The 12,443-nt window shown below is 40.7% G+C and carries 10 protein-coding genes; 1 reads left to right on the forward strand and 9 read right to left on the reverse strand.

Features of this window, described 5'->3' with window-relative positions; translation table 11 throughout:
* Positions 1–97: 97 nt before the first annotated feature.
* The 6 genes from AC5JP1_RS06440 to AC5JP1_RS06465 form a co-directional block, all read right to left on the reverse strand.
* Positions 98–1,126, reverse strand: a complete 1,029-nt coding sequence (locus AC5JP1_RS06440) for an NAD-dependent epimerase/dehydratase family protein (RefSeq protein WP_493843561.1) — start codon at positions 1,124–1,126, stop codon at positions 98–100.
* Between the two features lie 39 nt (positions 1,127–1,165).
* Positions 1,166–2,443, reverse strand: coding sequence for a Vi polysaccharide biosynthesis UDP-N-acetylglucosamine C-6 dehydrogenase TviB (tviB, locus tag AC5JP1_RS06445; RefSeq protein ID WP_493843562.1), 1,278 nt, complete (start codon positions 2,441–2,443; stop codon positions 1,166–1,168).
* 40 nt (positions 2,444–2,483) lie between these two features.
* Positions 2,484–4,001: a polysaccharide biosynthesis protein gene (locus AC5JP1_RS06450; RefSeq protein WP_493843563.1), complete on the reverse strand. Its 1,518-nt coding sequence runs from the start codon at positions 3,999–4,001 to the stop codon at positions 2,484–2,486.
* 515 nt (positions 4,002–4,516) lie between these two features.
* Positions 4,517–6,748: a polysaccharide biosynthesis tyrosine autokinase gene (locus tag AC5JP1_RS06455; RefSeq protein ID WP_493843564.1), complete on the reverse strand. Its 2,232-nt coding sequence runs from the start codon at positions 6,746–6,748 to the stop codon at positions 4,517–4,519.
* 100 nt (positions 6,749–6,848) lie between these two features.
* Positions 6,849–7,280: a low molecular weight protein-tyrosine-phosphatase gene (locus AC5JP1_RS06460; RefSeq protein WP_493843565.1), complete on the reverse strand. Its 432-nt coding sequence runs from the start codon at positions 7,278–7,280 to the stop codon at positions 6,849–6,851.
* A 12-nt stretch (positions 7,281–7,292) separates the two neighbouring features.
* Positions 7,293–8,378, reverse strand: a complete 1,086-nt coding sequence (locus tag AC5JP1_RS06465; protein ID WP_493843566.1) for a polysaccharide biosynthesis/export family protein — start codon at positions 8,376–8,378, stop codon at positions 7,293–7,295.
* 567 nt (positions 8,379–8,945) lie between these two features.
* Between AC5JP1_RS06465 and rluB the strand changes: the two genes are divergently transcribed.
* Positions 8,946–9,893: a 23S rRNA pseudouridine(2605) synthase RluB gene (rluB, locus tag AC5JP1_RS06470; RefSeq protein ID WP_319049937.1), complete on the forward strand. Its 948-nt coding sequence runs from the start codon at positions 8,946–8,948 to the stop codon at positions 9,891–9,893.
* Between the two features lie 171 nt (positions 9,894–10,064).
* Here the strand turns inward: rluB and AC5JP1_RS06475 are convergent, their stop codons facing one another.
* From AC5JP1_RS06475 to AC5JP1_RS06485, 3 genes are all read right to left on the reverse strand, one after another.
* Complete coding sequence (locus AC5JP1_RS06475) at positions 10,065–10,622, reverse strand: hypothetical protein (protein ID WP_493843567.1); 558 nt, start codon at positions 10,620–10,622, stop codon at positions 10,065–10,067.
* 53 nt (positions 10,623–10,675) lie between these two features.
* Complete coding sequence (locus AC5JP1_RS06480) at positions 10,676–11,359, reverse strand: hypothetical protein (RefSeq protein WP_493843568.1); 684 nt, start codon at positions 11,357–11,359, stop codon at positions 10,676–10,678.
* Between the two features lie 212 nt (positions 11,360–11,571).
* Positions 11,572–12,348: a hypothetical protein gene (locus AC5JP1_RS06485; protein ID WP_493844444.1), complete on the reverse strand. Its 777-nt coding sequence runs from the start codon at positions 12,346–12,348 to the stop codon at positions 11,572–11,574.
* Positions 12,349–12,443 lie beyond the last annotated feature (95 nt).

Genomic DNA, 12,443 nt, shown 5'->3' on the forward strand with positions numbered 1-12,443 from the left:
CTTACGTTTGAAGCACTATTTTTTGTTCAATAGATTTTTGGTCAAAGTGATAGTAAAAGAAGAATATATAATTAAAACAGTTATAAATGATTTAACTTTATTTTTTAAAATCAACATACCAAGGCATCGCCTTTTCAATACCTTGAATAATATCGAACTTTGGCTCATAACCTAATGCATTTTGTATCTTAGTAATATCAGCCTGACTATGACGCACATCACCTGCTCTAAAATCTCGATAGACTGCTGCTTGAGTGTAGCTAACGCCATTAGTATTTAAATGCTCTTTGAGCGCTGAAAACAGTGTATTAAGGGTCGTACGTCCACCTACTGCCACGTTATACACCTGATTTTTAGCTTCTCCAGTGGCAGTGGCTGCCAAGATATTAGCCTGCACAGCATTTTCAATAAAATTAAAGTCGCGACTGGTATCACCGTCGCCATTAATGAATACCTCATCACCTGCGATCATAGCGGCCGTCCATTTCGGTATCACTGCTGCATAGGCACCATCAGGGGTTTGACGCTTACCAAAGATATTGAAATAACGCAGACCGATCGTGTTAAACCCATAGGTGCGGGCAAACACTTCTGCATACAGCTCATTAACGTACTTTGTTACCGCATAAGGTGATAGCGGTTTGCCAATATTTTCTTCAACCTTAGGCAGCGCCGGATGATCACCGTATGTTGAGCTACTAGCAGCATAAGTAAAGCTAGCTACATCAGCATCACGAGCGGCTACCAGCATATTTAAGAAGCCTGAAATATTAGTTTCATTGGTCGCGATAGGATCAGCAATAGAGCGCGGTACTGAGCCTAGTGCTGCTTGATGCAGCACGTAATCAACGCCTTGACAGGCTTTCGAACAATCAGTTAACTGACGAATATCACCCTCTATAAAAGTAAACCTATTCCATTGTTCAGCGCTTACTAAACTTTTTACTTCATCTAAATTATGCTGAAAACCTGTGGCAAAATTGTCTAATCCCACCACTTTTTGATTGAGCAATAATAATGTCTCAAGCAAATTAGAGCCGATAAAGCCCGCTACTCCTGTGATAAGCCAAGCTTTAGGCGTCTGTACTAATGTTTCTTTCACTTTATTGTAGGTTGTCGCTGTCATAGTATTGCTCGCATATTGTTATTGTAAGACTATATAGGCTTATAGACGGATATCTGTGTCTTCTTTGGCGAACACATACTTCAGATCATATAGCACATGATTATGTTTACCTAAACTTCTTATATGCGCTACGCCCATATCGACAAACTCACTGTGAGCTACTGCTAAAATAATACTATCATAGCTATCGGTCGCAGGCTCATTGACAGGCTTAACACCGTACTCTTTTTGAGCCTCTACAGCATCTACCCAAGGGTCATAAACATCGACCTCGATATTGTATTCTTGCAGCTCGTGTACGATATCGATAACCTTAGTATTACGTACGTCAGGACAGTTTTCTTTAAAACTCAAGCCTAATACCAAAACTTTGGCACCTTCAACTTGAATACGTTTTTTAATCATGGTTTTAACTAATTGAGTAACGACATACTCGCCCATACTATCGTTTAGGCGGCGACCTGCTAATATAATCTCTGGGTTATACCCAATGGCTTGGGCTTTATGCGTCAAGTAGTATGGATCAACCCCAATACAATGACCGCCGACCAAGCCTGGTCGAAACGGTAGGAAATTCCACTTAGTACCAGCAGCTTCTAGCACTGCTTCAGTATCGATATTCATTTTGTTAAAGATAACTGCTAACTCATTAATCAGTGCAATATTGACATCTCGTTGCGTATTTTCGATAACTTTAGCTGCCTCCGCTACCTTAATACTAGATGCTTTATGAGTGCCAGCAGTGATGATTAAGTTATAGACTTCGTCGACAAAGTCTGCAATCTCAGGCGTTGAACCAGCCGTTACTTTTAAGATATTAGTAACACGGTGCTCTTTATCACCCGGATTAATACGCTCAGGACTGTAACCTGCGTAAAAGTCTTGGTTAAATACCAATCCAGAAGTTTTTTCTAATACTGGGATACAGACTTCTTCAGTCGCGCCTGGATAAACCGTTGATTCATAGACTACGATATCGTTTTTCTTTACTAGGCTACCAATAGCTTCTGATGCCTTGATCAAAGGTGTCAAGTCAGGCTGCTTATAGTCATCAATAGGAGTAGGTACAGTAACAATAAAGAAGTTACAGTCCTTCAGCTCATTGATGTCTGAGCTATATTTTAAATGTGTGGCTTCTGCTAGCTCCGCTTCGCTAACCTCTAAAGTATGATCAATACCTGTATTGAGAGCAGCAATACGTTCAGCATTGATATCAAAGCCCATAACCGAGTGATGTTTACCGAACTCTACTGCTAACGGCAGCCCCACGTAACCAAGACCAATAACGGCAATTTTAATATTATCAATATTTAGCATAGTATCTATCAACCAACCTTATCAATGAGTGTTTTTCAAATTAGGAGTGAACTGTAGTGTCTTCTTTATAGCCATCTACAAAATATTTGAACTGCAATTTCAACCACACAACGTCATACAGTTGAGATTTTTCTGATAACTTATCTAACGTCTGCTCAAGATCTGTTAGAGAAAACCTATGCTCCATAGCTTGCATAATGAGAGGGTGAACGGTTTCTTTAACATTGTCATCACCGATTATGAGCTCTTCATAGAGCTTCTCACCGGGACGAAGACCAGTAAAGACAATTTCGATATCACCATTAGGATGCTTATCGTCTTTGACCTCATGCCCACTTAGGTGAATCATACGCTGAGCCAGATCGACAATCTTTACTGGCTCTCCCATGTTAAGCACAAAAACTTCACCACCTTGCGCCATAGCACCTGCCTGAATTACTAAATTGGCCGCCTCTGGGATAGTCATAAAATAACGTGTGACATCGGGATGGGTTACAGTAATAGGCAGACCTTGTTCGATTTGCTTGGTAAAAACAGGCACCACAGATCCTGATGAGCCTAATACATTGCCGAATCTAACCATACTAATACAGGTTTTGCTATCTGGCTTTATTGAGGTAGCCTCATGACTCAATGCCTGGCATACAAGTTCTGCCAAACGTTTTGAGGCACCCATGACATTAGTAGGTCTGACAGCCTTATCAGTAGATATCAAGACAAAGGTTTCCACATCTGTTCTAATAGCAGCACGAGCACAATGGTAAGTGCCACGAGTATTATTGATAACCCCTTGGAATGGGTTATGTTCGACCATAGGCACATGCTTATATGCCGCTGCATGATAAACTGTTTGTACATGATAAGTCTGAAATATCCGCATAAGGTTATGCTCGTCAGTGACATTACCGATAATGGATACGATTTGAATGCCTTGATATTCATTGTGATTGGCTTGTGTTGCCAAAAGCTCTTGGTGAATGCTATAAAGAGCAAACTCTGATAGCTCGTACAACACCAAACAAGTTGGTTCATTTTTGAGGATTTGACGACACAGCTCACTACCGATAGAGCCACCAGCCCCAGTTACCAAGACAGACTTTTTTGCTATGTTTTTTTTCAGTAAGTTTTCATCAGGCTCTACAGTTTGGCGGTCTAATACATCTAATATATCGATCTTACGCATATGACTGACAGTAACCTTTTCGTCAGCCAATTCTTGTAGACTTGGTAGCTCTTTTATCTTGATAGAGATGTGTGAAAGTTTTTCAATAATCTTACGTTTGCGAGCACGGCTAATAGAAGGCACTGCCAAAAACACTTGTGCAATATAAAGGGTATTTACGATATTCAATAAATTATCAGTATGATAAATCTTCTTACCCATTACATGGGCACCTGTCAATTGCCTATCATCATCAACAAAAGCAATCACACTATACTTATGTGAGTTGCTCAAGCCTTTCATTAACTCTTGACCTGCTTCACCTGCACCATAAATCAAAATATTATCGTAATCTATAGGCTCATCCTCAAGCCGTTTGCCTTGCCATCGCTTCAAAAGCTCTTTGATCGTTAAACGGCTGTTCCATAGCCATATATAGAGCAGAAACAGAAACAGAATAGGCGTCGATCGGGGTATCTGTGGTAACAAATTAAGGTAAATAATCAGTTCATAAAAAATTATCAGCGCGAAAAATAACTGTAATACACCACTCATAACTGTATCAAGAAACCCTCTAGATACACCATGATAAAATCCCACCAGATATAACCCGACAACAGGTATTAGCGCATAAAGACTTAGTGCCCATAAACTAATATGAAGCTCGACATAACCATAGCGCAATAACAGTGACAATAGCAGGCACGCAATAGCCATGACAAAGTCTGCGCTAATAAGGATTATACGCTTGACATATCTTGGTAGCGACAACAGGTACTGAGCGATAGATTGCAACAATTTTACACCTTCAAGCTTTGGTTTATATGTAACGCTGTATGATGACTGTTTGAACGTATGACTTGTCTATTTAGTCATTGTTACTTTTAAATACTAAGGTATCTAAAAGCATACTACTGATTGTTACCATATGCATAGCTATAGTGATAGCTGTATTTGCTCATGATACCCTGCTGCACGTCGTTTAAGATAATACCATCTACTTTTATATTAGCCTTATTCAGTTGATTGACAGCATAAACCAACTGCCCTTCAATTGAATTATCGTATCTCGTTACCATTAATACTTTGTCGGCATATTGTGCCAGTATCATTGCATCAGAAGCCGCGAGTATCGGCGGTGTATCAACAACGATATAGTCATAATGTAAGCTCAACTCTGTCATCAGATTACTGAGCTTGCTATCAGACAATAGCGACGCAGGATTGCGTGGATGCTCGCCTCTTGGCATGAAATCAATATTATCTATACCTGTAGAATGAATAAAATGACCCAGCTCCTCAGATGGTATCGTATTCGATGTATTATCATGTTGTGATAAATAATCGGCTAAGCCATTATCTTGATTCATACTGAACATCTTATGCAATTCGCCCAAACGCATGTCTGCATCCATGATCAACACTTTTTTGTCGAGTTGAGCAAAAACTTCTGTCAAGTTAGCAGAAATAAATGATTTCCCAACACCAGGGCTTTCTCCAGTGATCAGTATAACTTTTGCTCTTTTTCTTGACTCTTCTGATTTCGACATACCAAAAATCAAATTAGTTCTTAAACTTTTGATGGCTTCATAACTTAAGCTATTGCTATCAGCATATGCTAACAAACGATTTGGTGCCTTTTTATCTTTACGTAGTCTTGTCAGCAGAGGTGAACGAGGGATAGTCGCTACCACAGGTACACCTGTTTTCGCTTCGATACGTTGGGGGTCTTTCACTACGTTTCTCAACATATTTTTTAACAATACAAGTGTCGTTCCAAGCATTGCCCCTAGTAGCATAGCCAAAATGATAATTAGTAGTTTCTTTGGCGCGATCGCCTTAAAGGTATCAATAGGTAAATCGATGATACGTGCAAAGCCAACTTGACCCGCTTTGGCGATTTGTAATTGCTGATAGTTTTTAAGTAACGTCAGATAGATTTCTCTATTTATCTCTGTATCTTGTGATAACTGTAAGAACTCACGCTGTATTTCTGGTAATCCAGCAATAGTGTTATCAATACTTTGCTTACGGCTATTGAGTACTGCGAGCTGTTCATTAATTTGTACAACTAAGGGATGCTCTTCGGTATAGTAAGTCGTTAGATCTGCTTTTTTGAGCTTTAGCTCGTTGAGCTGTGTATCTATCTGTGAATTCTCCGTCAGTAGTAGTTCCGCCTCTTTGCTGACATCGATAGTCCCATATTTGATCCGGAACTCATTAAATACCGCTTCAGAGTCTTCTAGCTTTTGCTTCAGTACTGGAATCTGAGTTTCCATAAAAGCAATGGTCTTGGTCGTTTCTTCAGAGCCACGCGACTGATTTTGATTGATATACGATCGAACAATTTCTTCGAGTATAAGACTAATCTGCTGCTGATTATTACCAGTCATAGACAGCTGAATAATACCCGTCTGCTTGCCTTTTTCGACTACTGATAGCGCACTGTTTATATTATCTGTAGCCACTTGTAATGACTGCTTGGTAAGGCTAATAGGATGGTGATTAAGAGGAATATCAGTCACGGTAATTTGGATCTGTCCATCGACGCCTTTGAACTGGTTTAGCTTATTGAGCTGACCTTCAAAATCATCCAATCCATTACTAAGCGTAAAACCTGACTCAGAACGAACTAATGTAAAAGACCGATTAAGATAACCCTCCGAGACATTGAACTGACTTACTTCTATATTACCGTCCATTGTTTTCAAGGTTACGCCTTCTGGCGTATAAATAGAAGTATTAGTGCGATCACTAATAACTTTATCCATAACCCCTATCTCAGGGTCAGCCAGATGAATACGTAGATGCAATAAATTGATTACTGGCTCTATAATCATCCGTGAGCGGATCAATTCAGCTTCAGCTTGAGCCTTACTATCCTCAGAGCCAATTAACTCTGAGATATCGCCACCAAGTGCTGAGACCCCCGATGATTTATCATCAATTTGTATCAACGCATCTGATTTAAAAGTTGGATTGACATAGCGACTATAGAGTACACCGATTATTAGTCCTAACAGTGCAAACAAAACTATCATTTTCCAGCCCCTCAACAGTGCCAACAGCAGTGCCATTAGATCTATTTCATCGCTATTCTCTTCGCTAGCAGGCTTAGATAGGTGGTTTGAATCTGTATTCATAAGTGTATATTCATCGCTTAAAATTGATCATCTGATAGAAAGAATTAGCAGACAGCTGTTTGATAATATCTTAGTGGATAGTTTTTTGAGTAACAGTCTCTTAACTAATTTTATCAGCCCAAGGCCTGAGACTGTTGACAATATCTTGCCTGGCTATTTCAAATAATGATATGTCATGTCTATAAGGATCAGCAATTTCTTTATTAATCCAATGCCCTATCTTAAAGGTCTTGCCACGGCAATGTGGCCACCGCTCCTCTATCCATTTAGTTTGGCCATCTGACATAGTAAATATAAGATCTGCATTCATAACCAGCTTTTCATTTATCTGCTTTGCGATATGATTCGACATATCGATATCGTACGGGTTCATTACTGCTTGTGAATTTGGATCCACGGGATTACCAACTACTGCGGAGAGTCCAGCAGAGTCAACGTTTTTTTGCGGATACTGTTCTTTTAATAATGCTTTAGCAATTGGACTACGGCAAATATTACCGACACAGACAACCAAAATATTATCAAACGCCATACTGATCGCTTCCTATAAAGTTGAGAAACTTCTGATTGCTGAAGTTGATGGTAACAGGGAACTAAGTACACGGTTCCAGCGTGTCAGACCTGTTGGGTCGACATAGACGATATCATTAGGCAGCATCTCAAATCGGCTAGCCAGTGGGAAGCTGGTAAGCGCCTGCATATCTACATAGTATATATTTGTACGCTGATATTCAGGCTGATCGCGTACTACGTAAATCTTAGCCGCATTAGCCGTATTAGAGTTCAGTCCAGCTGACTCCCCAATCACCTGCGCTAAGCTCAATCCTTGGTCAATAATAGGTACAGGCGCAACTTTACCAAACTCACCCAAGACATATACTTTATTGATATCTTCGCTACTGACACGAATAGAATCACCATCTTGGACATAAATTTGATTGGCTGATAATCCCACCTGCTGTAGAGACTGTAATCCCATACGATAATCGGTACCGTTCCTTCTCAAAACGATACTGTTTGAGTTACCTTCTCTCGTCGTACCACCAGCCATAGATATTGCACTATATAGTGACACAGGTTCATCGGCAATATTGAACTGACCAGGCTTGTTAACTTCACCATCGATAAAAAACTTATTGCCCCGATATTCAGCAACTTTCACTTGTGGGTCTGCATACTTTAGATAGCGCTGTAATCGTGAACTCAAGTTTGCAGTGAATTGTGGCACACTTAGTCCGCCAGCTTGTATACGTCCTATCAACGGAAACTGGATGAACCCTTGCTGATCAACAGGATAACCAGACGCTCCTGCAGCATTAATATCAGGATAGTCCACCAAAACAATACTCAATACATCAGATGGTGTAATGCGGTAATTCATTCTATTAGACGATCGTACTAGGTTAGACAGGTTGCTACTCATTTGTGAGCGAGCGATTTGCTTAGGCGGTAATGTGGCGAGTGTCAGTGGCAGTACATTAAAATCAATACCGTTGTCTGCAGTAAAAGAACCACTAGGTGGTAACTCACCAGTTTGAAGCCCAGAATTGATGGTAGTAGTAGCACACCCATAGAGCATACTACTAGCTAACAAACATACTGTACTTAACAACTTAGTTGTCTGTCTCATATCAAAGAGCCTCTTCTATTACTGCAATCACGTAAAACGATTAAGAAAACAATTCTATATTGCTGCTTTTGCCTTGATGCTATTTCTTTACATCTTTAACAAAAATAATCGGCATCATAACATAAGTTAGCTAATAGTAACGAACGTTCTTATTGATTGATACAAAAAGCTATTTTAATACTTCCTGTACTAATACTTACTTTTACTCTACAGTTAATTCATTGTTTTACATACATTAATCTCAAGCAGTATCTGTAAGGGCACAATAAAAGACCTGTCAACTTAGCCTACAACTGCTACCTAACCAAGTTCAAAACACATTTAGAAAGCAGGTTCATACTTACCATGTCATATGCGGATTTTGTGGAGAAGAACGGCTATTGAGCGAATAAAATAAAAGACTAAAAAGTCCGATAATCATTTCAATTTATTAGTATAATATGTACCGCTAAAAGCAAATATGCTATCTGCCTGTTATTAGATATTGTCTATACTTAAGCCAATGTTTAAAAGCTATAAACAGTCATACATTGAGAAATGTAAACCCACCGACTCAAGGACATCAAGATGAAAGATGAAAAATTACAAAAAGCACTAGCCCGTATGGGGCTTGGTTCACGTCGTCAGATGGAAGAAGTGATCAAAGCTGGTCGCGTCTCTGTCAATAACGGACCGGCAACCATTGGTGATCGCGTCTCACAGGGTGATGAGATTCGCGTTGATGGTCGTCAGATCAAATATACTGCTGAAAACGAGAAGCGTCGCCGTGTATTGGCATACTATAAACCTGAAGGCGAAGTTTGCTCTGCAAAAGACCCGGAAGGTCGTCCAACTGTGTTTGAGCGCCTACCAAAACTGACTCATGATCGCTGGGTTATGGTTGGACGCTTGGATATCAACTCAACTGGTCTACTATTGTTTACCAATGACGGTGAAATGGCGCATCGCTTGATGCATCCTTCTAGTGAAGTGACTCGTGAATACGCGGTACGTGTATTAGGTGAAGTAACTCCTGATATCGCTCGCACATTGACCTCTGGTGTCATGTTAGAAGACGGTATGGCACAGTTTGATGATATCAAAGACGGTGGCGGTGAAGGTGTCAATAAATGGTATCACGTCCAGTTAAAAGAAGGCCGTAATCGCGAAGTACGTCGTCTGTTTGAGTCTCAAGGTCTAAAAGTCAGCCGTCTACTGCGTACGCGCTATGGTACGATTGCTCTGCCAAAAGAGCTACGTACTGGTCGTTTCTTAGAGCTTGATAAAAAAGAAATCAACACGTTGACGGACTTAGTAAGCTTACGCCCACGTTATGGTACGGGTCTGCATGGCGCAGCCAAAGAAAAGCAAGAACGTATCAGAAACAAGCCGCTTAAAGCACGTCGTACTACGGACAGCCGTAGTGATAACCGCAGCGGTAGCGACAATCGTAATAGCAGTGCAAAGCCTAAAAGTAGCGCTAGTCCTGCAAGCCGCGGCACACGTAACACTCGTGACCGCAATAATAAGCGCTAGTCTAAGTTTTCTGTAAAACACTTATAGCGTTAGACGTGCTATAAAAAAGCTGCCAATGATATATAGTCATTGGCAGCTTTTTCTATATTTGTATGTCTGAGAGTCTGTCTATCTGATAGATTCTTTGTACATGACTTTCATACTAAGTATATAAAACACATGGACAATGATTTAATTATCGTGGCTGTCCATGTAACTATCCATAGCTTTTAAGTCCTGTAGATGTTGCGTCTCTATTTGCGCCATTAACATATCTAGACGCTGCTCGATATTATCCAACATTTTTTGTAGCAATCTATTGGCTTCTATACTTTTTTCATCACTTGCGTGGTCAGTACTTGCATAAGTATTCATTAAATGGTGATGACTTGCCAGCATTTCAGGTAGCCGAGTTTGCAGTAGCTTGTTCAGCACAAATTGCTGCTCAGTCGCTGCTGGTACATTATTCTGCGCTGATTGTGACTTCTGATATCTTTGATAGTAATTGACTTTGTTATCTATACTCTGTAGTTGTCTTAGCTGCTGCTCAGATAGGTTTTTTAGATACTTTTTATTTAGGCTTAGCTGTTGCCAACTTGTTGTAGCTAATGATAATGCGGCATTACTATCTTGATATATGAGCACACCTGGTGTGATACCAACCGCCTTATGTAGCGCGTGCCAGCCTTTTTTGCCCAGATAGAAAGTAGCGACAGTCACTACGATGCCAGTCCCTATTAATATACTCATATACACTCGCTACTTGTTACTCAATTCTGTATACCCCTACTCATCATTATCACTTACAGCTTGATATTGTCTACCGTTTCGCTTGTCTCAACGGTATTCTTTGATGCAACACTCTTTGATATAGGAGATTGGATTGTTTCTGTATTTTCATCCAGCTCATTCAATGACTGCATCGTTGCGTTCGCATTTGGATTATCAAAGCGCGTCTGCAAATAACGATTGGTCGCGAGTAGTTTTTGTCCATCTTGATGGTACGACGCGTTTAGCAGATCATCAAACTGAACATCAATGGTTTTGAGTACGTCTAGCAAGGCTTGTTTACCAGTAACGTCTGAGTGCTTGATTTTGGTAGTATCAGCGCGCGCGCCGTCTTCCCCATCTAAATCATGCAAGCGGCGATAGTCTGCGACTGCTTGCGGGATATGTCTGTCCATCAGATTCTGAATCATGATATAGGTTTCATTGATGGTGTCTTTATCGTCTATTTTTCCATCGTTATTGGTATCGCCATAAATCAAACGTAACTTTTTGCCCTTTTGATTGATTTGATCAAGTGCTGCTTTTACGTCAACTGGCAAGCTTTTTTCTGGAATATATCCCAATTGCGGCATCGCCGTATATTCGAGCATTTTGGGCGCTGTGACTTTTTTGATACCGCGATATCCTAGATATAACCCAGCGGCTGGCAGCACCCCGTATAGTACAAACATTACTAGCATGGCAGTCACTTGGGTCATCAGAGTATCCTTATGGTTCGGCAGAATGGTGTGGTAAATTTTTATTATGTTAGCCCATACGCTCAGCTAAGTAGCTTCAATATAGCCAGTCATATATAGGGCACTGCTTTTATTAAACAAAAAAATAAGGCTCTGTTAAAGCCCTATATTGTTATGTACTGAGTCGATTGTGTTTGTCAGTGATGATTTGCTAACAGCACAAGAGAAAACCATTAGCTTTGCGTATAGCTTTGCGTACGGCTCTTGACGTAACGATGTGTCGATGCAAGACGATTCAACACCGTTTGATGCAGCTCATCTAACAGCTCATCAAGCTCATAATCGATTTCTAAAAACAAATCGGTCAGCATATCACCAGCAGTCATTTTACCTTGTGCCATGTTGTTCTTGGTGCGGTGCGGGCTAAATCGTTGTAGCTGCTCATAATGGTATAGCGCTTCGGGGATACTTTCGGATACGAGCTTGTCGATGACGAACTGGCGCTCATTATGTTGCTGCTGCTGTTGTTCGTTCAGCTCGCTACTCCACTCGCGATAGCGCTTTAGCTTACCATTGATACGGTCTAGTATCGCAACGGCTTCTATAGGCATGGCATTTAGGGTGGCCTCATCGACCACGTCAATAAGCTCAGTCATAATCGGACAACGTCCATGTTTGAGATACCACAAAGTATCTGGGTCAAAAGGCGGTCTGTTGGTTGGGCGCATTTGAGCGTGATTGGCTAAATACCGATCAGTCAAAGGCGTTGCTGAGTGAATATCGCTGACTTGCGCTAAAGCTTGACATATACGATCTACCCGCTCAGGCGGTGACAGCGCGGTACGTTCATGGCTTGCAGTACGTTCGGGGTTTAATGGAGTACCGTTATTATTATACTCATCGCTAGTATGATTGACACTCTCTATATGATGACTGGCTCCTGACTGCTGCACATTTTTAGCAGCGAGCGTTGGCAAATCATCTTGAGCTTGCCCAAATGTCTTTAGCATTCTTGTCAAACTGACTACCATGACGCGCTCTGCCCCTCATCTAATACATGCCTATTGTGCCTGTATTGCATACCTTCATTCAATAGCGTATCTTA

This window comes from Psychrobacter sp. H29 (genome assembly GCF_059073055.1).